This window comes from Arthrobacter crystallopoietes, assembly GCF_017603825.1.
GTDB lineage: Bacteria > Actinomycetota > Actinomycetes > Actinomycetales > Micrococcaceae > Crystallibacter > Crystallibacter crystallopoietes_B.
On the sequence record NZ_CP072014.1, the window covers coordinates 235,475 to 261,386 of the forward strand.

Below are 25,912 nucleotides of genomic sequence, written 5' to 3' on the forward strand. Positions count from 1 at the left end.
CTCCTTGAGTGTTTCGATCAGGGCTGCACGTCCTGCTTGTGATGCAGATCTCGAGCGGCGGGAATATGTCCAGTCTAGTTTAGGTATTGCATAAGTCAACCGAAAATACATTATTTGAAGTGTTGATAGAATCTTCTTATGGCGAAGCGCACCGATTCGGAAACACTCAGCAAGCACATTAGAGATGCTCTCCGCAGCGACATCTTGGCCGGAAGATGGTCGCCGGGGGCCAAGCTGCAGCTGACTGCTCTTTCGGAGCATTATCAGACCAGCAGCACCGTGGTCCGCGAGGCCCTGACCCGGCTGGTCGGCGAGCGCCTTGTCCAGCTGCGCCCCAACCGCGGTTTCTTTGTTCCGCCGATTTCACTGGCCGAAATCCAGGACATCACTGAGCTGCGCTGCGTCAACGAAGAGTTTGCGGTCAAGCTCGCCACCGAACGAGGCGGGCTGCAGTGGGAGTCGGAACTGATGGCGGCGCACCACACCCTTGAGCGGACACCGCGCCGCTCGACCGAGAATCCGGACCTGCACACGGAGGAATGGAACAACGCACACCAGGCTTTCCACGCCAAGCTGGTGGAAGCCTGCGGAATCCCGGTACTGATCGAACTCTCCAGCACCCTCTCCGACATCTCGCAGCTTTACGGCCGCTGGGCGGGCATCGCCACTCGCGATGTGAGCCGCGATTTGGACCAGGAGCACCGCGACATTCTCGCGGCGGCACTGGATCGCGATGCCGCGAAGACAGCGGCCCTGCTGCGCAGCCACTACGAAACCACGATGGCCGCCATCCGCGAGGCGGGCGAGGTGGGGCTGGAAGCCACTGTCTAGCAGCCAGCGGCCTCCAACCCGCTGCTATACCTCGGCAGGTATCAGAGCCGGAAGCTGTGCAGATTCCCCCGAGCGCAGCCGGGCGGGCCAAATGCCCTGCTTGCCCGGCGAGACAATTCCGTTCGGATCCAGCGCGTCCTTGAGCTTCTCCTGCAGCCGGCGGGCCGCATTGTTGTTGAAGTCGAAGCCATCGGCAATGCGGTCCATGTAGTCGACGTGGCTTCGGTACGGCGCGTAACCGCGGCGGCGGGCGGCGTCCAACAGCTTTTCGTAGAGCTCCCGCGCACGGGCCAGCATCTCGTCGTTGCCAAGCTCGAAGAAGATCATGGTCACGTGGACCATGTGCCTCGGATACAGGTGGTAGCCAATATAGAGGTCGAAACCGTATTCGCGGTAGAGCTGCTTGGCTTCCTGGTAGAAGTCGTAGACCTCCTGGCCGCGGGCGGGGATGATCGGGGCGGCGTCGATGTGTCCGCCGTTTTCTGCAGCCCAGCCAACCGTGCTCAGTGGCTTCAGGGTGGGTACGCCGGCCATTTGTGTCCGGTCAATCTCGGCGATGTCTTCGTAGGCGACGGCTTGCCCCTCGGATCCCTCGTAGAACCGGGCGTTCACTTCGACACCTTCCATGCCGGCGAAGCGTTCCTTGATGATTTCCAAGCGCCGCTCGGCCATGCCTTTGTCGCCGTAGATAGCAAAGCGGGCGTTCCACTGCCCGATGCCGAATTCCTGGCGCATCTCTTCGAGCCGCTCATCGGGAATCGAGCCTTCGCCGTCGTAAAAGTCCCGCTTGGCGCCACGCATGGTGGCCGCGCGGACGACATTTCCACAAAGGGCGTTGTTCTGGGTGATGTCCTGGCGGCGCAGCTCGGTCAGGATGTCAATGAGTTGCGGCAAGTCTTCCTCGCGCTCGACAGTTACATCACCGGAGACATACACGTCGGGCCAAGGCATCAACCACAGACCGATCTTAGTGACAATGCCCAGGTTGGACTGGGTGAAAAGACCTTCCAGGGTGGGGCCGAAACCGCCTTGGAAGATGGGCCCGAGGTCCGTTCCTTCCATGGCCCACATACCGGTCCGGACGAGCTCGCCGTCAGGCAGCACTACTTCCATTCCGCACAGGGCCTTAACATGGTCCCCCATCGGCGTCATGCCGTAGCCCCGGTCCAGCAGGTTGCCCATGACGGAGCCCCAGCCGAGCGCAGGAACGGAGGTCCAGACCTTGAGGTCTCGCTCCTGGATGTAGTCGAAGAGGTCGAAAAAAGTTACGCCGGGTTCGACGACGGCATAGCAGAGCTTGTCATCCACTTCGTGGATAGCATCCATCCGACCCAAGTCCATTGCCACCGTGGACTGGTCGCGAGGCTCGGGTCCGCCGTAGCCCAGGTTCTTGCCCTTGGAGAAGGTCCACAGCGCTACCCTCGTCTGGTTTGCCAGCCGCACCAGGGCCTGGACTTCCTCGACGGATCCCGGCCGGACACCCGGCCATTTATCCCTGCCGGGGTTCAACGGGTACGGATCCTTGTAGCCTGCTTCGCCGGCGACGCGGACCACGTTGTCTACACCAATGATGGCGGCTGCCTTGTCGAGGAATGTCTCTCGGGTATCCATCTTGCACCTTCCACGCACGCGCCGGCCATCTGGCCGGCGGCTCCGTCCTGTAGCGGACCACTCTTTCATCTTCGCAATAAACACCACTCAAGTAAATCGTCGTTTTCAGTGGTTATCCTTCAATAGAATTGATTTATGAGACTCGAAAGCCATCCCGCAATCACTCTCCGCCAGATCTGGCATTTCGTCGTAGCCGCCGAAACAGGAACTATGACGGAAGCGGCCCGCCGTCTGCATATGGCACCCTCAGCCATTTCCATGTCTGTCTCCGAACTCGAGCGGATAGTCGGCGCGGAGTTATGCATCAAGCGCAAGTCCAAAGGGCTGACATTGACCTCAACCGGGCGTGCGGTATTCCAGCAGGCCCGGCAATTGCTTGACCTTGCGGACGAGATCGCGTCCCTCTCCAAGGGTGACCGACCGAACCTCCGCGGTCCGTTGACAGTAGGCTGCTACATGACCCTCGGCCCCACCATCATTCCGCCGATGCTGGCCGGCTTCGCTGAGCAGTGTCCGCATGTAGATGTCGATTTCGTCGAGGGGTACCACGAGGACCTGCAGCAGCGCCTGCTTGACGGGTCCCTGGATGCGGCCTTCCTCTACGACGCGGACGTCTCCCCGGCGTTGAAAACTGCCCCGCTGGCCTCCGCAGACCCGTACGTACTGGTTTCGGCCAAGCACCCATTGCATGGTGCAGGCGAGGTATCACTGAAAGACATCGCCCAGGATCCGCTGATCTTTTTTGATGCCGCCCCGATCTCCAACCGGATCCTGGACATGTTCCGGGCTGCAGGCATTACCCCCGACATCCTCCACCGTTCACGCAGTTACGCCACGGTGCGGTCCTTGGTTGCCAGCGGCCGCGGCGTCGCCGTCCTGTTCCAGCAACCGCGTCTTGAGGCTCCGTATGAAGAACTGCAAGTGATGCTCAAGCCGCTGGCCTCCACCCGCGCGTCCGCGCATGATCCGGTAACGGTATCGCTCGCGTGGCCGAGCAGCACCCGACTCAACGCCCGGGCCCAGGCCTGGATCGACGTCGCCGTGGAGCTGTTCGGCTAAAGAAAACGTGCGACGTCGATGGGAGCTCCCGCCGGCGTCGCACGCATTTGTTGGTTATTCGTCGGCTACTCAGACCAGCGCACTCTGGCGGATGGAGGACGGGCGGGGCAGCCCGAAGTTGTCGCGCAGGGTGGTGCCCTCGTACTCGGAGCGGAAGTAGCCGCGGTTCTGCAGTTCCGGGACCAGTTTGTCGCAGATCAGCTTGAAGCCTCCCGGGTTGAAGGGCGAGTTCAGGTTGAAGCCGTCGCAGGCCTTGGACTCGAACCAGTCCACCATGCGGTCCGCCACCTGGGAGGCAGTGCCGGCCATCCACTGGTGTCCGGTAGAACGGGCCAAGTCCACAATGAGCTCGCGCAGGGTCATGCCCTGGTCCACGCTCTTGCGGCGGTAAATCTGATAGCGGGAACCAAACCGCGGGCCGTCGGAGAACCAGTCGGCCGGAATGGTCCGGTCCAGCGGCAGCTCGGACAGATCCATGCGCAAGTCGGCACCCACTTGCTTCCGGCCATTCTCCATGTGCACATTGCGGCCCAGCTCATCGGCCAGTTCCAGGGCCTCCTTTTCAGTGTCGCCGAGGATGGGCAGGATGCCCGGAATGATCTTGAGCTGCTGCGGGTCGCGCCCCTTGGCCGCGGCCATGTTCTTGAACTTGGCGTAGAACTCGATGGACGGTTTTTTCAGCGGCTGCGCCGTATAGATGCCGTCTGCAACGGAGGAACCGAGCTCCATGCCCGGGCCTGAGGAACCGGCCTGGACCAAGACAGGACGGCCCTGGGGCGAGCGCGGCATGTTGATGGGACCTTCGACCTCGAAGAATTCACCCTTGTGGTTGATCGGGTGGATCTTCGCGGTGTCCACGTACCAGCCTGCCTCGCGGTCATTAGTAACGGCGTCATCCTCCCAGCTGTCCCACAGCCGCTGAACCACGTCGACGAATTCGGTGGCGCGGCGGTAACGTTCGGCTGGCTCCGGCGCCTCCTTGACTCCGTAGTTCTTGAAGCCGTCGGATGAGGTCACGATGTTCCAGCCGGCACGGCCGCCGGACATGTGGTCCAGTCCGCACATCTGGCGTGCCACGTTGTAGGGCTCGCTGAAGGACGTGGAGACCGTCCCGATCAGGCCGATGTTCTTGGTCCGCGCCGCCAGGGAGGCCAGCACAGTCATCGGTTCGTAGAAGCCGTTCATCTTAATGTCGCCGCGCATCACTGTGTTGGCGTGCACGATGTCCCCGAAGAAGACGGCGTCGAGCTTCGCGGCCTCGGCCATCTGCGTCAGTTCGGCCACAAACTCAAGGTTGGCCAGTTCCTCGGAGCGGCTGCCCTCCATACGCCAGCTGTCTTTGTGATAGCCGGCGGGGAGCATGAAGGTAGTCAGAATCATGTGGTTCTCAGGCTTGGGATCCATCAGGTGGAGTCCTTTCGAAAAGTGGTGGCTAGTCGCTGCTTGTATCCATCCTCACAGGTGTAGTTTGTCTGGTAAATAGGCAGTTTCAGCGGTATATTTTCAAATATTTTGAAATAGCCCGCAGGCGCAGTTACTGCAGCGGCACCGTGAGGCATGCCGTGCACTCGCCCTTAGTGGAGGGTCCGGCCGTCCTCATTGCCCGGTCCTCGTGGAGGATGTGAGGCACCGTTTCGTCATGCGCTCCAGCGAAATCGCGTCCTTGAACGGTGCGCACGAGCTTTTCACCCGGACGCAACTCGGTCGCGGCTCCGGGATCGAGGGAGCGGCGGCTGGCCCTCAGCCAGCCGAGCACCACCGGGCCGTTGTCGAACAAAGCGTAAATGCGCGTCGAACGAATCCGTCCGCGGGTCGAAAGTGCGCCGCGAGGTCATGGCCGGGGCTTCCATACAGAGGACTCCTTGCCCCACATCGACGTGCAGGCAGTTGGGTATCCCCTGATCAACGAGCGAGCTAACGTCCGTAGCGTAGGTTGAGATCCCCTGGTGGTCGCGGATTTCCAACCAAACTGCCGACCACCACCCGATTTCGGTATTCCCGCGTTCCGCGGGTGCGCAGGCCAGGGTTGGACCAGCTGGCCACTACGTCAACGGGAACTTCGATCCCTTCCGGATCGACCAGTTTCGAGCGGTAATAGCTGAAACCTCCTGATGGTCGTGGACGAGCGACTGGGCAGCACGAGGACCGCACAGAACCGCCCCGGCTCCTTATGGATAGCCGGGGCGGCGTGTGGAACAGATTCAGGCGTCCTGAAGTTGTTTGGTCTTGCGGGGCTGGATGTCGGCTCCCTCGCGGCTCATGCGCACAGCGACCAGACCGATGAGCAGGATAGCGATCCAGAAGATGCCGACAAGATGGAAGCCCCCGCCGCCAGCGAGAACCAACGCAGTGGCAACCATTGGGGTAAAACCGGCGCCAAGAGTCGAAGCGCCCTGATATGCCAGGGAAGCGCCCGTGTAACGGACTTCCGGCGGGAACTGTTCGGAGATATAGGCTCCGATGGGTCCAGCCAAGATGCCTTGGATAATACCGTTGCCGACGAGAACGGCGATGGCGAACTGCCATGACGAGCCGCTGTGCATCAGCGTCAATGCCGGATATGCAAACAGAATGCCGGCCACTCCACCGATGGTCAGCACTGTACGACGACCAATGCGATCGCTCAAGCGGGCAGTATAGAAACAGGTAATGATTGTGAGGACCGCAGCAACGCCTTTCAGATTCAGGACAGTGGAACGGTCCACACCTTCAGCAACGGCTACGGAAACTCCCCATGAGGTCAGGATCCCCTGGCAGGTATAGAAACCGAGGGAAGCTATCAGAGTCACGACCACAATCCTGGGATGACCGGTCAGAACACGGGCGAGCGGAGAGCGCTTCTTCTGCTGCACCTTCGCGGCTTCCTCCTCAAGACGCTGGAACACGGGAGTCTCAGCAACCTTGAGGCGGATAACCAGGCCAATGAAGATCAGCACGGCGGAGAAGAGGAACGGGATTCTCCAGCCCCATTCGAGAAAGTGCTCACCAGTGGCTGCGGATACACCCGAGACGACAAACGTAGCCAGCAGACCGCCGGCAGGACCGCCCGCATTGGCGAAGGCGGCCGCAAAGCCGCGCTTGGCTGCGGGAGCGTGTTCCAAGGCCATCAGCGTGGCACCGCCCCATTCGCCCCCGACGGAGATGCCCTGAATAAAGCGGAGAATCACGAGGATCAAGGGGGCCGCCATGCCGATCTCGGCGGTAGTCGGCAGTAGGCCGATGGCTACCGTGGCGCCGCCCATCAGGAGCATCGACAGCACCAACATGCGCTTGCGGCCGATAATGTCGCCGAAGTGTCCAAAGACGATGCCGCCGAGCGGACGGGCGATGTAGCCGACGGCGAGGGTTCCGAACGACGCGAACAGCGCCATGCCAGGATCGAGATTGTTGAAGAAAACCTTGTCAAAGATCAAGGCGGCAGCTGTCGCGTACAGGATGAAGTCGTAGTACTCGATGATGCTGCCCATAAGGCTCGAGCCCAGGACACGCCGCAGGTCCTTGGTATTCAGGGAGTCGGCGTCCGGTGCAGCGGGTCCGGAGCGGCCGCTGGCAGGAGTTTCAGCGGTAGGCGACACGTTAGTACCTCTTTGCCGTGGGAATGTGACTCAAACCATGATGACTGACGTCACACGTAAATGCCACCCTTTCGGCATTTTTTACTAAAGAATATTTTTTGGACATGAAACTAGACAATCCCTCCGACGCTGAGCCGCCCCATACAAGGACAGGTCGTCGACGACGCGACATGCAGCCGGGAAAGGCCCGAGGCGAAGGCCCGGCAACTTTTATTCGTCCATCCCATTGCAATCCCGCCTTCCATGTTTATAAAATGAGAGCAAGATTATATTTTCTTCCGATTATGCGGGAACGAACCAAGGAGAATGACGTGACGGCACGCACCGGTACCGAGTACAAGCAGGGCCTCGCCGACGGCCGGGAAGTCTGGCTGGGCAATGAGCGCATCAACATCCTTGAGCACTCTGCTTTCAAGGGCTCAATCGAGGGCATGGCGGCCTATTTTGACTACCAGCACAAATACGCTGAGGACTGCCTGATGGAGGATGCCGCTACCGGAGCTTTGATGAATGTCAGCCTCTCGCTACCGAAGAACGCCGAAGATATTGCGCGCCGCCACCGCGCCTTCGACCGCCTGGCCCGTTACTCCAACGGCATGCTTGGCCGCACGCCTGACTACGTCAATGTGGTCTTGGCCGGCCATGTCTCACGTAAAGACATCTTCGACAAGCACAGCGACCCGGTCTTCCACGAGCGCCTGGCCGCCTACCACCGCAAAGTCATCGAGAACGATCTGGCCCTGACGCACACAATTGTGCATGCCGCCATCGACAAGAGCGTGGGTGAGCTCCAGGGCATCAACGAGGAACTCACTCTGCGTGTAGTCAAGCGAACAGAGGAAGGTCTGGTTGTCAGAGGCGCCAAAATGCTGGCCACCCTCGGCCCCATCGCGGACGAACTCTATGTCTACCCCGCAACTCCCATCCAGAAGGGCTTCGAAGAGTACGCGCTCTCATTCGCTATCCCGGTGGCGACCACCGGCGTCGTTGCTGTCTGCCGCGATCACTACGGTGTGGACCAGGATGTTGCGGACAAGCCCTTCTCCTCGCGCTTCGATGAGCAAGACGCCGTCATTATTTTCGACGACGTGCTGGTTCCCTGGCACCGTGTCTTCATCGACGGCAACCTGGACGTCTATAACTCCCTCAATGCAGGCACGGCGACGGGCAACACGCAGCAGCAGACAGCCATCCGCGCGTCTGTGAAGCTGGAGTTCGCCTACGACCTATGTGTCCAGATGGCCAAGGTCACCGGCACCGAGGGCAAGCCCGAAACCACTTCGATGCTCGGTGAAATCTATTCATACCTGCGGATTGCTCGCTCGGTCATCCACTCGGCCGAATTGAACGCATCGAATTGGGGTGGCGGAGCGTTCTTCTGCCACGACGACATCAGCTCGCTGCGGACGGTTATGCCAATCTGGATGGCCCGCGTCAACGACATCATCAAGTCCATGGGCTCGCACAATCTACTGGCAACGCCCACTGCTGCAGCCTTTGAAGATCCTCGTCTTGGCCCGCTGCTGCATAAGTACCTGCCGGGTGCCAACGGAATCTCTGCCGAAGAGCGCGCGCGCATCTTCCGCACCGCGTGGGACTTCGCCGGCTCCGCCTTAGGCAGCCGCATCGAACTCTACGAACGCTTCTACCTCGGCTCGGTCTCACGCGCCCGTAGCCTCGATCACCGCAAGGCACAGGCGAAAGGCGAGACCGGTGCGTACAAGGCCATGTTCGAAGAAGCCGGTGTGGGTCCGGCCCCCGAGGCACAGAACGACGTCGTTATTCCCGGCGAGTACGCCGGCGTGCGCGCATAGGAGGGAAGCCGTCATGACCACCACAGCCGCTTCCCCGCACGGAGCTGCGGGGACCGAGGGAACATCCACCCTCACCGAAGCCCTGGTCCGCCACATCATCTCCATGCAGTACGAGGAGATCGACGGCGAGACAATCAAGCGGGCGAAAGTCCGGCTAATCGACTCGCTGGGAAACATCGCCGCCGGCCACGGCGCTCAAGGCAACGCTGCAGTCCTTGCATTGGCGGCGCGTTGGGGCGGCGCGCCGGAATCAACGGTCCTAGTAGATGGGATGCGGGTTCCGGCCCAGAACGCAGCCATGGCTAACGCAGTCATGATGCGTTCCTATGACTTCGAGGCCATTGGCGCGGAGGGCCCCGACCGGACGCAGGTCCCAGCGCACATCTCGGGCACCACGGTTCCGGTGGCGCTGGCGGTCGGCGAGCAGCAGGGATCCTCCGGACGCGACCTTCTCACGGCACTGATCCTTGCCGATGATGTCGCATCCAGATTGGCGGTTGCCAGCGGTTTCGATGTTTACAGCGGCCAGGACAACACAGGCACTGTAAATGGCTTGGGCGGCGCTGCTCTTGCCGGCCGACTGATGGGTCTGGATGAGATTCAGCTGCGCAACGCGCTGGGCATCGTTGAGAACCAACTCGCCGGAACCGTGGCCAACATTTTCGACCAGACGCTCGCGTTCAAGCTGCCGATGGCCTTCGCGGCACGAAACTCCGTCGTTTCGGCCGAACTCGCGCAGCTCGGGTTCACCGGCCCAATGGACGCGATCGGTGGCCGTCATGGCTTCCTCGATATGTACTGTAATGACCCGAAGCCGGAACTCATCCTGCAGAAGCTGGGCGAGGAGTTCTATGGGGACTGCGTCATCAAGCCGTGGTCGTCCTGCCGAGCCAGCCATCCTTCGCTGGATGCATGCGTGCGTCTGGCTGCCGAAGGTCCGCTGAATCTGGAGGCAGTGGAGAAGATCCGCATCCATGTCACCCCACGGACTCTGGCTGGCTTTGTCGGCGCTCCGTTCGAAATCGGTGACTGTCCCGAAGTTTCCGGCGCTTTCAGTATTCGGTTCACCGCGGCGACAGCGCTAATGTATGGCACCGTGCGGCCCGAGCACCTCAATGCGAACCATATGCGCGACCCCAAGCTGGTGGCGCTGCTGGACAAGATCGAACTGGTCGATTCGCTCTCCGCCCACGAGTACCTGACCGCAGAAGTCGAGCTCTTCACGAGCGGCGGCATCCGCCGGCACTCGCGGGTAGACGTCCCCCGCGGCGACATCTACACCGCCCCGCTCTCCGAGGCGGAAATCCTGGAAAAGTACTTTGCCAACGTCGACTTCGGTGGCGTTGTAGCACGCTCGGATGCAGAGCGTGCCGTCGAACTGGTACTCGGACTCGAGCACCAGGAAGACCTCTCTACCCTGATCAATCTCTTTACCCCGCATGCCAGCTGAGCGCAGCTCCGATTCTGCTTCTACTGCTTCGCCCGGACCTTCCGAGGAGGAAACCATGACTGCAACACAGACCGCCCCTACCGAAACCGCTGTGGATCCTATCGCGTTCCGCAACGTTGTGGGCCACTTCGCCAGCGGCGTCACGGTCATCACGACTGTTGTCGACGGTCAGCTCTACGGCACGACAGCCTCCGCAGTTTCATCGCTGTCGATGGAGCCGCCGATGATGCTTGCCTGCCTCAACGGCGCCAGCTCCACCCATGACGCCGTTGCCACCGCCGGCGTATTCGGCATCAACATCCTCGCCGAGGACCAAGCCGACCTCGCCATGAAGTTCGGCCGCAAGGGTGCAGATAAGTTCGACGGCGTAGCCCATACCCTTAGTGATGAGGGGGTGCCCCTGCTCGACGGCGCACTGGCGACCATCGTGTGCAAGGTAGCTGAAACCGCTACCGGCGGCACGCATACTGTGTTCCTCGGATTGGTCACGCAGGCCGCGGCCAGCGAACGCCAGCCTCTCGCTTACTACCGCGGGACGATGGGCCGGCTGGAGCCGGTCAAGGAGCTTGCTGCCTACAACGCGGTCCGCGACTGGGTTCTGCTGCGCAAGACCCCACTCGGCCAAAACCTGAACCCGGCCGACATCGCCGTCCAGATCCGGGCAGAGGCCGACCAGGTCCAAAACGCCTTGGTTAAGCTGACCACCGAGGCCCTGGTTTCCCGCACCGAGGACGGCGCTTTCGTCCCGACCCCGATCACCTGCGAGCTCATCGAGAGCGTTTACGATGGTCGTGCCACTATCGAATCCGGCGTCATCGCCAGCCATCTCGAACGGCTGACGGACCAGGACGTCTCTGAGCTGGAACGGCTGACTGCCGAGCTCGGGAACGCTCGTCAGGACGGACAAGCCGGTCTCGACGATTTCCTCAAGCTCAACGTCCAGTACCATGACCGCCTCGTCAACGTTGCTGGCTCCGCCCAACTGTCCGACGCCTTCCGCCGCCTCGGCATTGGCACCGTGTGGCGGCAGGCGCTGGAGGGTGACGAGTGGAGCCGCCAGATGGATCACAGCCACATCGTGGAGCTGACTGCAGCGCTTGCCGCCCGTGACGGTGAAGCAGCTGTGACCGCGCTTTCGGACCATACGGAGTTCGGCAAGTCGCTGGCCCGGGAGGTCATCGAGCGCCATGGCGGCGCGGTCTAGCTGGCAAAATCAGGAAGCAGCAGCCTGATCGAATTGCACTCTGAAAGGCAGACTCGAATCTGAGTCTGCCTTTCAGGGTGCAATTCGTTTGCATCTCGTCCCGCAGAGTTCTGCGGCTGCTGCCTCCAATGCGCAGAAAGCTGAAGGGACCGGTCCAGAGGATACCCGAGCCAGTCCCTTCAGATGCCAAAAGCCACCGTCAGAAACTGATCACGCTCCTGGCAATGGCGCCGGACTCCTGCACGCCGTAGGCATCGTTAATCTGGGCGAGGGATATCTCTTGGCCAATGAGATCGTCAAGATTGAGGCGGCCTTGCAGGTAGAGGTCCGCATAGAAGGGGATGTCCCGACGAATGTTCGAGGAGCCCATATAGACACCCTGAAGCTTCCGCTGGCCAACGAGAAGGTCCATCATCACGTTGAAGTCGAGGGGAGCACCTTGCGGGATACCGATGAAATAGACGCCTCCGCCCACGCGTGTGAGGTTGATAGCAAGCTTCTGGGTCGGGCCCAGACCAATCGCCTCGAAGGAATGCTGAACACCGCGGCCGGTTATTTCCTTGACCCTGGCCGCAGCGTCTTCCTCACCCGAATTAATGACGTGCGTAGCTCCGAACTTACGGGCTAGTTCCAGTTTGGCTGGATGAAGATCGATCCCGATGATGGTTTTTGCACCGGCAATTTGCGCTCCGGAAACGATATTGAGTCCTATTCCTCCGAGCCCGACAACGGCCACGGTGTCTCCTGGCTGCACCTGTGCAGAATTCAGGGCGGCACCGACACCCGTCGTCGTCGCACATCCAGGTACGGCTGCTTGCGGAAACGGAATCTGGTCCGGGACCCTGACAAGTTTGTTCTGATGCACAAGGGAATATTCGGCGAAACCCGCCACCCCAAAGGCGTTCACTGCTTCGCCGTTACGACGAAGTTTCGGCACGTCTTCCGGAGTCCGGTTGATGGATCCCGGATCGGTGCACCTGTAGGTCGCGCCGCCGATACACTCCTCGCAACAACCGCAGAAGTTGATTTCGGAGGCGGTGACATGGTCGCCGATTTGGAAATCTGTCGCCTGTGGTCCAAGTCCAACCACTATTCCCGCCATTTCATGACCTACGACCATGGGCAGAGGGCGTCCGCGGTCAACGGAAGCGACAATCATGTCGGAGTGGCACAGGCCTGCTGCTTTGACCTCCACGAGTACTTCCGCGCCACGAGGTTCGTCAATCTCCAGTTCTTCGACGTAGAAGGTTCCGTCAATCCGGTTGATAACTGCTGCCTTCACCTTTTGCTCCGTTCAGGACACCTTCATGTCCAAAATATTATTCAAATATGAATGCACTATCGTGCCCAGTATATTTTAAAGTGTATCGTTCATCACAAGGGTTTACTAGAAATGAGGATCGATGAAAGCTGCAGTTATCGAAGCGGTCGGAGCGCCCTTCGAGGTTCAAGACGTCACCATTGCAGGTCCGCAGGGTCATGAAGTGCTCGTTGAAGTCAAGGCCAGCGGCCTCTGCCACTCTGACTTGCATGTGGCCTCCGCCAACGTCGGATTCCCGCTTCCCGCTGTTCTGGGTCACGAGGTAGCCGGCGTGGTGACAGCTGTGGGGCCGGATGTGACAGGATTCCGCGTGGGTGAACACGTTGTCACTTCTCCCGTCCATAGCTGTGGACGATGCCGCGGTTGCTTGACAGGAAAGCCGTACCAATGCCGCGTGCCGCAGCACACACAGCGGCCCCGCGAGGCCCAACCACGGCTGAGCAGGGGAACTGACCCATTGACCCAGTTCATTGGCGTGGGGGGATTTGCCGAGCAGGTCCTCGTCCACGAAAACACTGTCGTCAGCGTCCCTCACGATCTTCCTTTCGACCGTGCGGCGCTGCTGGGGTGCGGCGTTGTCACGGGAGCTGGCGCCGCCCTCAATACCGCGCGTCTCCGGCCAGGGGACACCGTTGCAGTCATCGGTTGCGGCGGGGTCGGCCTCAACGTTATCCAAGGCGCTGCTTTGGCCGGAGCCCAGCGGATCATAGCCGTCGACCTCCAGTCGGCCAAGCTTGACCTTGCCAGGGAATTCGGAGCCACCGACACCGTCAACGCCGCGGAAGTGGACTCCGTCCAGGCAGTCTTGGATACAACGCGCGGCGGCGTGACGCATGCCTTCGAGGTCATCGGGTTGAAAGCTACAGCAGAGAATGCGATCGCGATGCTCGACGTCGGCGGAACCGCGTATTTGATTGGTGTCCATCAACCCGGCGCGACATTGAACGTGACACCATTCGGCGACCTGATGGGCCGGCAGAAGGGCATCAGAGGCGTCGCCATGGGTTCCGCCAACATTAAGGTCGACATCCCCATGTTTGCCGACCTTTACTTGCAAGGCCGTTTCAAACTCGACGAGCTCATCTCCCAGCGCATCTCGCTTGCCGAGATCGACCACGGCTACGAGTTGCTGCGAGGCGGAGCCGTGGCCAGATCGGTCATTACAAGTTTCTAAGCGCAAAAGGGTGGCTCCGGGAACGTACGTTTCCCGGAGCCACCCTCTTTGTTGATGTGCTTATTTTATTGTCCTCCCGCGTCACCCACAGGATCTCCCCTCCGGAAACGTACTTTCAACCAGCTAACGCTAAATAAGCGTCTCTGAGTTCCGGCCCCACATCGATGTGGAAACAGAGAACCCAAGGGAGCGGTCCTCCTGGAACAGGATGCCCGATATTCCGCTTCCGGGTCCGTCGCGGTCCCCGTCCACGGTGCGCTTCGTGTTACACGCCCTGAGCGCGAAAAGCACTGGCTGTACAGGCGGTCATCACGCCTCTTGAAGCTGTAATTGTTCCATGCAGCCCAGCTCCTCCGCACACGGCCTCAAGCTGGATCAGTGCCAGTACCACGCATCGGCCGTGCTCAGACAGAAGAGTTCTGGCGCCCACGCCCATAGGACGCGAGCGCGAAAACTAGTCAACTTCTCAAACCAACCGCGGCCAGAACGGAACGGTATCTGGCGCGGGTCAGGCTTACTCCTTAACCGTGCGTTCTTGAGCCTAATCTCAACGTGAGCGAAGACGGTGGAGGATTCGTGCTCGTGCCTCCGCGAACCTCGGATCAGCCTTCGTCTCCACCTGGTCGCGATGATCCCCGAAACCTGTCTCGATTTCGTCCACGACAGTCGCAGGTTTCTCAGCTATTACTACGACCTTGTCAGCGAGGTACAAGGCCTCGTCTATGTCGTGCGTAACCAGGATAATGGTGACGCCCAATTCCTGCTGGAGCGATAGGACTAGGTCTTCCAGATCGAAACGCGTTTGCGCGTCGACGGAAGCGAACGGTTCATCCATGAGCAGAACCTTGGCGTTGTATGCGAGAGCACGTGCGATCGCGACGCGTTGCTGCATACCGCCCGACATCTCCCAAGGGTACTTATCCCCCTGGCCTTCCAGCCCGACGGCCTGCAAATTCCGTTCGGCCACGACATTGCGCTCAATCTTGCCCAGGCCCTTGCCCTGTAGCGGGAAGGCGACATTTTCCCTCGTTGTCATCCACGGCATTAAAGATCGACTGTAGTCCTGGAACACTACTGCGAGATCCGGATGAGGGCCGTGGATTTCCTGCCCACCGACTGAAATCGTCCCTGCTTTCGGTTGCAGCAGTCCCGATAAACAACGCAACAGAGTTGTCTTACCGACACCCGAGGGGCCGACAATTGAGACAAAATCCCCTGTGTTCACATCGAGGTCAAGATTCTCCAGGATCTTGTTTTCGGTGCTGCCCGTTCCATAGCTCATGGACATGCCGCGGACCTTCATCAGCTGAGTTACGGTGCGCGGCACTCCGGCCTCGCGCGTATCGACGCTCATGTGTACTCCTTGCTTTGTAATAGGTGTGGGGGTGCTCATTTCGCCGCCGAGGCAAAGTACCAACGCAGAAGCCTGCGCTCGAAGACAACAAACAGGACCGACAGGATGTATCCGATGACGCCCACCAAGAGCGCTCCAGCCCACGTCTCTGACACCTTGAAAGTGGCCGAGGAATTCAGAATGTAGAAGCCTAGCCCCTCGGTGGCTGCAAACATTTCGCTGACGACCATCACGGTGATGCCGATCGGAAGTGCGACGCGGACACCGGCGACAATCTGCGGTAGGGCAGCGGGGAGCACTACGCGCCGAAAGTGGAGCCACTTCGGTATGCGGTATACCTGCGAGAACTTGCGAATCGTCGGCTCGATGCCAAGGACGCCGTCGATGGTATTGAGCAATACCGGCCACATGCAGGCGAAGGCAATGGTGTAGATCTTTGGCCCCTGGCCGACTCCGAAGGCGCCTATGATGAGTGGAACCAAGGCTGCTTGAGGAATCGATCGGAAGAAGTTAATGATCGGATCAAAGATCAAGCGAAGACGGTCGAGTTCGCCCAGTGCGACTCCCAGAACAATGCCGACGACCACCGCGAGAATCAAGCCGATGGCAAGGTTCGTGAGCGAGTAAGCCGCACCGGAAAGGATTACTCCGTTCCCCAGATCGCGTCCGAGCGAGGTCAGGATCTCCTGAAGGGACGGGATGAAGAAATTGGAACTCCGGGCGGACAGAACCCACCACAGGACGAAGACAACGGCGATCAGCCAAACCGAGTCAAGGACTTGGAGCCATGCGGGACGTGGGCCTCCGGCTGTGCGACGGCGGACCTTGGGCGGCGCCGATGATATTGCCGCATTGCCCAGGTCGAAAGTTGTGTCAGTCATGATCCTGCCTGTTCCACTTCAGAAGTCGTGCTTCAACCGACTGCAACATCCAAGCAATCGCCCAGCCGACGAGTCCGGCAAAGAACAGGTAGGCAAACGCGACGTCCCAGTTCTGCGCCTGCTGCGCCAGAGTGATGTTGCGGCCGATGCCTGGCGCCTGACTAATAACCTCCACACCCACAGCTACCAAAATGGCAATGGCGGCAGAAATGCGGACACCCGTCGCCACAAATGGCAGCGCACCCGGCAGCAGTACCCGACGGAACCAAAGGCTCCGCGGAATCCGGAAAACCTTCACAGTGTCGATGACTGCTGCCTCTTGGCGGCGGGCTCCATAGATCGTTTGCACCAGGACCGGCCAAAGGCAGGACAGCCCGACAACGACAATTTCCATACGTGTGCTGGAGCCGAGCAGCATAATTACCACCGGCATCAGGGCCAGGACCGGGAATGATCGGCCGAAGTCGATCAAGATCGAAGTGGAGCGATCCAAGTATCGAATCGACCCGATAAACAGCCCAAGTACGACTCCGACGACGGAAGCGATTGCCCATCCGGCCAGTGCCGCAAGCAGTGTCTTACCAAGCGCGGCCCAGAAAACGGGCGCTATGAGCGTCGATAGGACAGCAGAACCGACGTCGAGGACTCCCGGCGTCATCGACGGCATGGAACCCGACCAGATTACGACCTGCCACATTGCCAGTAGCAGCAGTACGGCCAGTACGCGCTGCACATTTATGGGAACGGTAGATGAAAGCTTCATCGCCTAGCCCTCCTAAACATCACCCAGCGCTATTTCGCGTCCGCGGAGGCCCGGATGGGAGCTTCGTCCCACAGCAACTCCTCAGCACTGATGGGATCCGTGAGAAGTCCGAAGTGTTCCATCGCATCGATTCCGGACTGAGCTTCCTTAATATTGACCGGCACAGAGACAGGCACAAAGGCAGTGGGAGCTTCCGCCACGTCAATCTGGTTTGTCTGGGCATGAATTTCCTGAACGGCCGCGAGGTTGGCGTCGTCGTTGTAGAACTCCGCGGCGTCCTCCATGGCTGCTACAAACTTCCCTGCCGTCTCGCCGTTGCTGGCTAGCCACTCGTTGGTCGACGTCCAGACCGTCACCGGCATATTGGCCTGGAACTCCCGCACCGGATTCGAGATGCTTCGGTAACCGGATTCAACCATCTGGTGGTAAAAGGAGTCAGCTGGCACCACGGCGTCCACGGTGTTCTGCTCTACAGCGGCCTCCATGCCTGCATAAGGCACAGCAACTTCCTTCACATCCTCGACAGCAACGCCGGAATCTTCCAGCGCCTGGAGGACCGGGATGTCTCCACCAGTCTTTACACCAACGACGCCGATCGTCTTACCTTTGAGGTCCGCCAATGTCTTGATCGGCGAGTCCTCGGCAACCAGGACGCCGGAATTGTCCGTCTCCGGGTCGACTATGCCATTGCCGCCGACCACGGAAACGGGCACCCCCTTGGACGCTGAAGTTGCCACATTGATCCATGAACCAATCGCAATGTCCACCTGTCCGGAAACAGCCATGGCCAGCAACGCCGCGGGATCCTGACCAGGCACAAGTTCGACATCCAAGCCTTGCTCCTCGAAATAGCCTTGGCTTTCCGCCACGTGCGCAGGTTCGAAATGGATCGGGGCCACGGCAACCTTGACCTTGGTCAGGGCTTCCCCTCCGGCAGATGCCTCGCTGCCTCCCCCGCAAGCAGTAAGAGCCACGGTGGAAAGACCGGCCAGAGCGGTAACAGAAGCAAGACGGGAAAAAGTGGAACGGTTCACAGGACGCATGGAGTGCTCCTCATTGAGTGGGTACACGGATTGGTGGTGACAGAACATTTCGAGTTCTCTACATCTTGAAGCCTTGAATGTATTCTTCATAATGAAATATAGTCTGTGCGAGGTTATGTGGCAATAGTCACATAATCTATCTCCGATAAATAAGTGCCGGATCCATCCATGAGGACTCAAACATGACCATCGCTGACGCTGTTAGGATCACTGCTCCCACCCTTCTCAATCGGCCCCTGCGTTTACTCATTGACGGTGAGTGGGTGGAAGGACGTGGCCAGCCGCTCACCCTCCTGAACCCCTCGACAGGCCGGCAACTGATCACTTCGGCTTCGGCGGATGAGTCTGACGTCGACCGCGCCGTCGCCGCTGCCCGTAACGCATTCGATAATGGCCCTTGGTCCAGAATGGCTCCGGCCGAAAGAGCCCTGCTGATTTACCGCCTGGCGGACGCGCTTGAAGACGCCAAGGATGAGCTTGCGCGGCTTGAGACCCTCAATTGCGGCAAGCCGCTTGCCGTGGCCAGGGACTTCGAAGTTACTGCGGCGGTAAGCACTTTGCGTTACAACGCCGGCTGGGCAACGAAACTGAACGGTGAAACCCGCGATATCTCCTTACCGGGCGATTGGCAGGCTTTCACCCTTCGACAGGCCTTAGGCGTGGCAGGCCTCATCGTCCCTTGGAACGTGCCACTAGCCATCGCGGTCTCAAAACTGGCGCCCGCCCTTGCAGCTGGCTGCACGGTCGTCCTCAAGCCCGCGGAACTTACTCCCCTGACTGCAGTGCGTTTAGGCGAGCTGATCCAGGAAGTGGGATTTCCTCCGGGCGTCGTAAACATTATTCAAGGGCTCGGTCACGTCGCTGGGCAGCGCCTGGTGGATCATCCGGACGTAGACAAGGTCTCGTTCACTGGCTCCACCGCCGTCGGTAAACGCCTGCTCTGCTCTTCTGCTGGCAATCTCAAACGGCTGTCCTTGGAACTAGGCGGCAAATCACCCGTCGTGATCTACCCGGATGCTGATCTGGATAAGGCGATACCAGGAGCTGCCATGAGCATCTTCGCCAACACGGGCCAGGTCTGTGCCGCGGGATCACGATTGTACGTGCACAGCGATGTCGCGGATGAAGTCATCGGCGGCATCACCCGAATTGCCGAGTCGATGAGAATCGGGCCCGGGCTAGACCCGGCTACCCAGTTGGGGCCAATCATTTCAGAAGCACAGCGCGACCGTGTCCTCCAATACATCGAATCCGGCATAGAGGACGGCGCGGAAGTCACGACAGGCGGCGCGGCAGTTGAAGGCCCCGGCTTCTTCCTGCAGCCCACGGTGCTGTGCAACACGGCACCAAAGATGCGAGTTGTCCGCGAAGAGATATTCGGTCCCGTGCTCTCCGTGGCGACCTTCGACGACGCCGATTCGATCACGGATACTGTCGCTCGCGCCAACGATACAGATTACGGATTATCCTCTGCTATCTGGACGAGGGATATCTCCCGGGCTATGAAATTTGTCCGCGGAATCAAAGCAGGGAACGTTCGGGTAAACGCCTCCGGCGGCATGGATCCGAACATGCCCTTCGGCGGCTCCAAGCAGTCAGGATGGGGCCACGAGAACGGCAGGGAGGGCGTTGAGGCCTTCACCGAACTCAAATCGGTCGCCATCAAAATCGACTAGGCCCGAGCCGGGAAGCCACGCTCCATGGCTTCCCGGCTTCCTTATTTCAGTCGCAGTGTTCAACGCTCCAGCCGTCAGATCTTAACCGCATCAGCATGTACGAGAAAAACGACGACAAAGGCGAAGACAGCAATGCCGGCACTGGCAGCAAACGTCCGCACCAAGTCCATCCAGCTGCAGCATGCACTCAGACGATTGCGCCGGCCGTTATGACAGGCCGCGACCGGTCAGCTCAGCACGGGACATTTCCTCAGCCGAACGCACATCGATGACTTGAAGATCCTGCGGGATCAAGAGTTCGCCTGTAAACGTTTCCGCGGCACGCAACCAGACCTCTTTCGACGCGTTAGCCGGGACGAGGTGGTGCAAGGCCAGTGTCCGCACCCCTGCGGCAGCAGCAAGGGCGCCCGCTTCCTCAGGCGGTGTATGCGCCTTGCGATGATGCTCCATGGAAGCCTTCCGGTCAGCCTGGCCGGCCCGACCATAGATGCGTTGCATCTCGTCGAGGTCGATGGCTTCATGCAAAAGCAGATCGGCCCCCTTGGCCAGACGCACGAGATTGCCGCTCGCCGCCGTGTCACCGGAGATGACCACCGAACCGTATTCGGAGTCGAACCGAAACGCAAAGGCCGGGGCGACCGGGCGATGCTGAACCAAAATCGCCGAGACCCGGACATGGCCATCATCGAATATCTCGAATGGCTCCATGTCTGGATGGTTGTTGTCGTTCGGATGGAACCCGACGTGACACGGGATGGTTATGTCTCTGCCTAGGAAAAGCTCGGGCATGGCCGGTGCCAGAGTGTCCCTGCGGCGGTCGTTGAGGTCGGTGGCATGGGCCCGCAACAGCAGGTCCACCATCTGCGCCGTCCCTGGAGTCGGCTGGTCGGGGAACACTGCTTCGAGTTCTTCTGCAATGTGCGGGCTGGTGGGTGGCAGAAAGCCGCGCTGACCGGGGCCCAGGATAGGCACCGGCCCGGCTGAAGAACCCCGGAACGTCAGGCCACCCATGACCATCAGTGAATTCAGGTCGATCGTGTGATCGGAATGGAGGTGGGTTATGAAGATGCCGCGAAGATCCGTGAAACGTAACCCTGCGTCAACCATCCGCTGGCCGACGCCGGAGCCGCAGTCCACCAAGTAAACGTTTCCGCCGACGACAACAGCGGTGGCTATGCCGCTCCGATGGTTCTCACTGACTGAAGACGTCCATATGGGCCCTCCAGCTGTTCCCAACGTGACGACGCTCATTCCCTGCTGTGGGGAAGCTGAATCGGTGTGCATGGCACCCCTCCGGTATTAGGTTGCATTGTTGGAACTTCTGGGGACCGAGTTCATCTGGCCGCATCCAGGAACGCCGTCTATAACGGCCATGGGCACCTGGCATCCAACCCTCAGACCGTTGGATGGCAAGTGCCCATGGAGGACAATCTTCTTGCGGAAAAGTCGCGGCGCAGGTTGCCCCGCCGGACTGGGAGGAGCTCTAGATAACGGGTGTGGCCGGGGCAGGTTGCGCGGCAGACGAGACCGGTCTCTGCACGGCCAGCGAAGCCAGCTCGGGCATGTATTCACTCAGCGCCTGCATGGCGCCTTGTTCTCCTGCGGCCGTCGTCGCGGCCGCGACGTAACGGTCCGGCCGGACAATCAGGACAACGTCGGTGCCGACAAGAGGTGCGAACGCGCCGGAAACGTCGCTGATCGCAATCGGTTCCGCCCCGCCGTCGTTATTTCCCGCGCTGTGCTGCTGAATCCGGACGCTTCCACCCGGAAGGAACCGCAGGCTAGCCCACCCGGAACCGAGCACTGTATCCAAGGGAACAGTATCCCCGGTAGCCAGCAGCACGTCAGGCTGCGAGAGCGAGCGTCCGACAAGCGCAGAAGCTTCCTTGGGTACCTCTGCCGCAGGAGCAACCACACATCCGTCCATAAAATGGGGCTGCTTGAGGAATCTCATCCCGGTCAACCAGTTCTTCGCCGCAGGAACAATGCCGAGCGCCGTGATGAGCGTGTCCCGAATCGCCGTCAGGGCGGGGTTGACGTTCATGACAACTTTGCCGATCCGTTCTGACAGGCGCACCATATCAACGGCGTGCGGACGACGCTCAGCCGCGTACGTATCCACAAGCTTGTCGGTCCCGGTGCCATGCACGTTCGCGGCGACCTTCCACGCCAGGTTGGCGACGTCGCGAACGCCGGCGTTCAGCGCTTGTCCGGCGAAGGGCGGCATCATGTGCGCGGCGTCTCCGGCCAGCAGGACATGTCCCACCCGGTAATTCAAGACGACCCGCTGGTGCGCGACGTACACTGCAGCGCGCCGGATGTCCTCGGCAACGATCTCCTGGAACGGCGCTATCAGCTTGATGATCGATTCCGGCTGGGTGACCGCTTGTGCGTCATCCCCCGGCAGCAGCATGAACTCGTAACGGCGTCGCCCTTTGACGCCGGGAACGACGACGGCGGGCCGCCTGCCGTTGCAATGGAACTCGGCAAACCGTTCCGGTTCACCCGGGCTGTTGACAATGTCCGCGACAATCCACTTCTGGACCTGGGTGGATCCTTCCATCGGAAGGCCGAGCTGGGAACGGACCGGACTACGCCCGCCGTCGCATGCGATGATCCACTTAGCTCGGACTTTCCACTTGCCACCGTCGTCGATCAGTACGGTTTCGGTGCCGTCGCGGCTATCATCAATCCGGAAGGCCTCCGTGTTGAAGCGGATGTCGACCAGTTCCCGCTCACGAGCAGCCTCTAGCAGCAGCGATTCCATCACCGGCTGATCAAACTGGGACTTGCCAGGCTGACCCAATCGGGGACTCGCCGGGCGCACTTCCGCCAGCAACTGGCCCTTACGGCCGAAATAGCGGGCCCCCGTATCCATCAACATTTCCGGGGCGAGCCCGTCCATGATGCCGATCTGCTGCATCACGCGCAGCGTTTCATCGGTGACGCTGATGGCCCGGGGCTCATCGCTGGTACCGCTGTTGCGCTCAACAACCATGACGCGTACGCCCTGATCGGCCAGCAGGTTCGCCGCAGTCAAACCAATAGGTCCGGCTCCGATAACCAACACATCAGTTTCCAGAAGATTTTCCATCAAGATGTCCTTTCCGTTCCACAGGTCAGCGAGATGCGCCGAAGCCTAGGAGGCTAGTTCGACGGTGTTGCGCAGTACGCCGAGGCCGGTGACCTCTACCTCCACGACATCACCCGCGGACAGAAGGCCGGGCGGCGTCATGAAGCGGCCGACGCCGCCCGGGGTGCCCGTAACGATGACATCGCCCGGGGAAAGTTTGGTAAAGCCGGTGACGTAGCTGATCAGCTGCGGAATCGAGAAATACAGGTCGGCGACGGAAGCCTTCTGCCGGATCTCGCCGTTGACCCGCGTTTCAAGCGTCAGCTCCTTGACGTCGCCGAGATCCGGAGCGGGTACAAGGTATGGCCCGAATCCGCCGGTCCCGGGGAAGTTTTTGCCGGGAGTCCACTGGGTGGTGGCCAACTGCCAGTCACGAACACTGAAATCGTTGTAGGCGGCATAGCCAGCTACAAGGTCCATGGCGTCCTCTTCGGAAACGTGGAAGCCTTCTTTGCCGACCACCAGTGCCATCTCGCCTTCGTAGTCGAATTCGTTGGTGGTTGCCGGCATCTGGGCGGCCTGCAGGTGCCCCATCTGGGAATCGGCGAAGCGGGTGAAGATGGTCGGAGCTTTCTGCTCCTTCTGGTGCGCGGCCTTGCCTGTCTCGTTTTGGTGGCTGCGGTAATTCACACCGATGCAGATGATTTTTCCGGGGTTGGTGATCGCGGGCAGAAACGTGATATCTTCCTCGTCCCGGGCTGGAGCCGCACGGAACTTATCACCGAGACCGCCGAACAGCCCCTGTTCGATCGCGGCACGCAACGTCGGAGCGAGATTCGATCCGCTGGGCCCCAAGTCGTAGGCCCGGCCATCTTCGATGATGCCCCAGGTCTCGGTGCCGTCTGCCGCAGTAAACGATGCGTAGTTCAAAGGTGTTCCTTTCGCTGTGGCGGATTGCCATCCCGTGCGGCCCTGCCGCGGCTGCCACTGCGTGGCCGCCGTCACTAGCGTAGGAGGAGGAAAGTAGATTTGTCAACGGAAAATATATTTTTGCACCGACAATAGCTTTACGGTTTATCGAACTGCGGCTTCGCCGTGCACCAGTCCCGCCTCCAACACGACATCTACCGTGGTTTCGTAGTGGGCGCGCAACAAAGTCCCCAGCCGACCCGCCTCCCTGCCGAGCGCCGCCTCAAGAATGTCGGCATGTTCGCGCTCAACATCACGGTGCACGGCGGCGTCGGACGTTGCCGCCCAGCGGCGGTAAAGCTCGGTGGAATCTGCAAGGTTGTCTGCCAGCCGCAGCATGTGCACGCTGGCGCAGGGCTCCAGGAGCTTCGCGTGGAAGGCGCGGTGCATGGCAGTCCACTCAGCATTAATGCTCTCCGGTGCGTCCGGAAGACGCCGAGGCGTGCGGGAGAGCTGGTGGTGGGCCGCGATCAACTCGGACTCCCACTGCAGGTCCCCCCGCTCAACAGCCAATCGGGCAGCCAACGCCTCGGAGACGCAGCGCAGCTCGGTTATATCGCGCAGCTCCTGCAGGTCAAGCCTGCGAACGAAGAATCCGCGGTTGCGCTCGAAGGCCACCAGCCCATCGCCGTTCAGCTTGGTCAGCGCCTCCCTGACCACAGTGGAACTTGTCCCGAATTGCGCTGCCATAGCGGCGGGCGGAAGCCGCTCCCCCGGAGGCCACTGTCCGCCAAGAATGGCACTGCGGATCTGGTCGACTACTTGCATCCCGGCTTCCGCCATGCCCTGCCTTCCGCTGTGAAGTTCCTTGTGGCCCGTATTCTATCCGTGCAGCACGGCACTGCCCGGGTAGTGATGCGTAATCAGCTGACTTTCGCCGCACGGTTGGTCACGGTGGGAATACCGAACGTGCGGAACTCCTGGGGGCGGAATGAGCTCCACATGTTGTACCAGTTCTCGTCCGCACCCCAAACCACCGGCGGGCGGGCGTCGTCGTAAATCTGCTCCAGATCCGTATAGAGTTCGACGACTGCACCTGAGGTCTCTACATAGTAGGCAGCGATATTGTGGCCAGCCCCATGACGGACCGGCCCCCAGATGAGCTCGCGCCCAACTTGGTGCAGGCGGTCGCCGAGCTTGCCAAGATCCGCTATCGACTGGGTCTGCCAGGCATGATGGTGGAAAGTGCCCTCGCCCTTGATCAGCGCAATGCCATGGTGGTCCGGATTGCACCGCATGAAGTAGGCGAAGTCGTCACCAATGACATCGGACAGTCGGAAGTCGAGCACCCGGTGCAGGAACTTCATCATTCCTGTCACGTCTTTGGGGTGGAAGTTGATGTGTCCGTAACGGTCCGGCCCGAAAGACAGCTGGGCAGGCACATCCGGCTGCATGTCGGTGTAAATTTCGAAGATCCAGCCTTCAGGACCGACAAAGGTGAAACCATCCTGGACGCCAGCACTGACCGGCTTCTCGCTGATGACCGGAAGGCCTTCGTCCCGGACGCGCTGGCGGATAGTGCGGAGGGCATCGCCATCACGGGCGACCAAGCCGAGGCTATGGATACCATTAACATCGGATTCGACGTACACGAGCTCGTGGTGCACGCTTGCAGCAGCAAGGTAAACCTCGCTGTCGGTCTTTTCGGTTACCCGCAGCCCGAGCAGTTGGGTGGCGTCAAAGATGGAACCTTGCAGGTCCGTGGTCTGGATGGCCACGTGCCCCATCTCGCTGATAAGTCCCCAGGACATAGCCTTCTCCCTTCAGCCGCCCAAAAGTCGGCCTCGCCATTGATTCCTTCCACATTATCGTGTCAAGAATCGATTATCTAGGTTTTGTGCACTTTAGTTTTGGCGGCTGGAGCCGAGTCCCGCCTCCGATGGCTTGTTATCACGGGACGCAGCTGCACCGTCAGCGGCGCTTGCCGCCAGCCCACGGACATAAGGGCAGCGAGTATGGCCAGAAGTCGGCGAACGGCCTGCTCGTTTTTGCGCTGGACCCCGTCGGCAGGCGGGGTGGTACCTATATGGGCGCAAGGTTTGCTCAAGCAGCGTAACGACATCCAGGACGCCACCATGGGTCGCGCTGCCGGCGCCACTGTTGTCAAGAACTTC

Annotated in this window: 20 protein-coding genes; 7 read left to right on the plus strand and 13 right to left on the minus strand. The window is 60.3% G+C overall.

All coding sequences use genetic code 11. From position 1 onward, the window contains the following. The first annotated feature begins 138 nt into the window (after positions 1–138). Entirely contained in the window at positions 139–831 is a 693-nt protein-coding gene (locus tag J5251_RS01230; RefSeq protein ID WP_139004319.1) for a GntR family transcriptional regulator, read from the plus strand. 24 nt (positions 832–855) lie between these two features. Here the strand turns inward: J5251_RS01230 and J5251_RS01235 are convergent, their stop codons facing one another. Further along, entirely contained in the window at positions 856–2,442 is a 1,587-nt protein-coding gene (locus tag J5251_RS01235) for an FAD-binding oxidoreductase (protein ID WP_171059289.1), read from the minus strand. A gap of 135 nt (positions 2,443–2,577) precedes the next feature. Here J5251_RS01235 and J5251_RS01240 point away from each other — a divergent pair, with 135 nt between their 5' ends. Next, positions 2,578–3,501 (plus strand): LysR family transcriptional regulator, encoded by a 924-nt coding sequence (locus tag J5251_RS01240; RefSeq protein ID WP_139004317.1) that lies wholly within the window; start codon positions 2,578–2,580, stop codon positions 3,499–3,501. A gap of 69 nt (positions 3,502–3,570) precedes the next feature. On the opposite strand, the gene J5251_RS01245 is transcribed toward J5251_RS01240, so the two are convergent. Together J5251_RS01245 and J5251_RS01250 are read right to left on the minus strand one after the other, a co-directional pair. Then, positions 3,571–4,905, minus strand: a complete 1,335-nt coding sequence (locus tag J5251_RS01245; protein WP_139004316.1) for an LLM class flavin-dependent oxidoreductase — start codon at positions 4,903–4,905, stop codon at positions 3,571–3,573. A gap of 797 nt (positions 4,906–5,702) precedes the next feature. After that, entirely contained in the window at positions 5,703–7,076 is a 1,374-nt protein-coding gene (locus J5251_RS01250) for an MFS transporter (RefSeq protein ID WP_240792972.1), read from the minus strand. A 311-nt stretch (positions 7,077–7,387) separates the two neighbouring features. On the opposite strand from J5251_RS01250, the gene J5251_RS01255 reads away from it, so the two are divergent. Genes J5251_RS01255 through J5251_RS01265 form a run of 3 tightly spaced genes read left to right on the plus strand, consistent with a single transcriptional unit; the run spans position 7,388 to position 11,544 of the window. After that, positions 7,388–8,890, plus strand: a complete 1,503-nt coding sequence (locus tag J5251_RS01255; protein WP_139004315.1) for a 4-hydroxyphenylacetate 3-hydroxylase N-terminal domain-containing protein — start codon at positions 7,388–7,390, stop codon at positions 8,888–8,890. A 13-nt stretch (positions 8,891–8,903) separates the two neighbouring features. Continuing rightward, the gene (locus J5251_RS01260) at positions 8,904–10,340 is read left to right on the plus strand and encodes an MmgE/PrpD family protein (RefSeq protein ID WP_139004314.1); all 1,437 of its coding nucleotides are present in this window, start codon (positions 8,904–8,906) and stop codon (positions 10,338–10,340) included. Positions 10,341–10,395: 55 nt separating this feature from the next. Beyond that, entirely contained in the window at positions 10,396–11,544 is a 1,149-nt protein-coding gene (locus J5251_RS01265; RefSeq protein ID WP_139004313.1) for a flavin reductase, read from the plus strand. A gap of 199 nt (positions 11,545–11,743) precedes the next feature. Here the strand turns inward: J5251_RS01265 and J5251_RS01270 are convergent, their stop codons facing one another. Then, on the minus strand, positions 11,744–12,826 hold the full coding sequence (locus J5251_RS01270; protein ID WP_208574981.1) for a zinc-binding dehydrogenase: 1,083 nt from the start codon (positions 12,824–12,826) through the stop codon (positions 11,744–11,746). Between the two features lie 121 nt (positions 12,827–12,947). Here J5251_RS01270 and J5251_RS01275 point away from each other — a divergent pair, with 121 nt between their 5' ends. Then, complete coding sequence (locus J5251_RS01275) at positions 12,948–14,039, plus strand: Zn-dependent alcohol dehydrogenase (protein WP_139004311.1); 1,092 nt, start codon at positions 12,948–12,950, stop codon at positions 14,037–14,039. A gap of 547 nt (positions 14,040–14,586) precedes the next feature. On the opposite strand, the gene J5251_RS01280 is transcribed toward J5251_RS01275, so the two are convergent. From J5251_RS01280 to J5251_RS01295, 4 genes are read right to left on the minus strand one after another with little or no spacing between them, the layout of a single operon-like run. Next, on the minus strand, positions 14,587–15,393 hold the full coding sequence (locus J5251_RS01280; RefSeq protein ID WP_139004310.1) for an ABC transporter ATP-binding protein: 807 nt from the start codon (positions 15,391–15,393) through the stop codon (positions 14,587–14,589). 35 nt (positions 15,394–15,428) lie between these two features. Then, complete coding sequence (locus J5251_RS01285) at positions 15,429–16,274, minus strand: ABC transporter permease (RefSeq protein ID WP_139004309.1); 846 nt, start codon at positions 16,272–16,274, stop codon at positions 15,429–15,431. Then, on the minus strand, positions 16,267–17,037 hold the full coding sequence (locus J5251_RS01290) for an ABC transporter permease (protein ID WP_139004308.1): 771 nt from the start codon (positions 17,035–17,037) through the stop codon (positions 16,267–16,269). The genes J5251_RS01285 and J5251_RS01290 overlap by 8 nt, the downstream gene beginning before the upstream one ends. Positions 17,038–17,066: 29 nt before the next feature. Beyond that, entirely contained in the window at positions 17,067–18,080 is a 1,014-nt protein-coding gene (locus J5251_RS01295) for an ABC transporter substrate-binding protein (protein WP_171059287.1), read from the minus strand. A gap of 182 nt (positions 18,081–18,262) precedes the next feature. On the opposite strand from J5251_RS01295, the gene J5251_RS01300 reads away from it, so the two are divergent. Continuing rightward, a complete protein-coding gene (locus J5251_RS01300) occupies positions 18,263–19,756 on the plus strand; it encodes an aldehyde dehydrogenase family protein (protein ID WP_208574982.1) in 1,494 nt (497 codons plus the stop codon). Between the two features lie 207 nt (positions 19,757–19,963). On the opposite strand, the gene J5251_RS01305 is transcribed toward J5251_RS01300, so the two are convergent. The 5 genes from J5251_RS01305 to J5251_RS01325 form a co-directional block, all read right to left on the minus strand. Next, complete coding sequence (locus tag J5251_RS01305; RefSeq protein ID WP_139004305.1) at positions 19,964–21,040, minus strand: MBL fold metallo-hydrolase; 1,077 nt, start codon at positions 21,038–21,040, stop codon at positions 19,964–19,966. A 199-nt stretch (positions 21,041–21,239) separates the two neighbouring features. Next, positions 21,240–22,850, minus strand: coding sequence for an FAD-dependent monooxygenase (locus J5251_RS01310; protein WP_208574983.1), 1,611 nt, complete (start codon positions 22,848–22,850; stop codon positions 21,240–21,242). Positions 22,851–22,895: 45 nt separating this feature from the next. Further along, complete coding sequence (locus J5251_RS01315; RefSeq protein WP_208574984.1) at positions 22,896–23,759, minus strand: fumarylacetoacetate hydrolase family protein; 864 nt, start codon at positions 23,757–23,759, stop codon at positions 22,896–22,898. A gap of 144 nt (positions 23,760–23,903) precedes the next feature. Further along, a complete protein-coding gene (locus tag J5251_RS01320; protein ID WP_208574985.1) occupies positions 23,904–24,581 on the minus strand; it encodes a GntR family transcriptional regulator in 678 nt (225 codons plus the stop codon). A gap of 80 nt (positions 24,582–24,661) precedes the next feature. Beyond that, the gene (locus J5251_RS01325) at positions 24,662–25,549 is read right to left on the minus strand and encodes a VOC family protein (RefSeq protein ID WP_208574986.1); all 888 of its coding nucleotides are present in this window, start codon (positions 25,547–25,549) and stop codon (positions 24,662–24,664) included. Between the last annotated feature and the right edge of the window lie 363 nt (positions 25,550–25,912).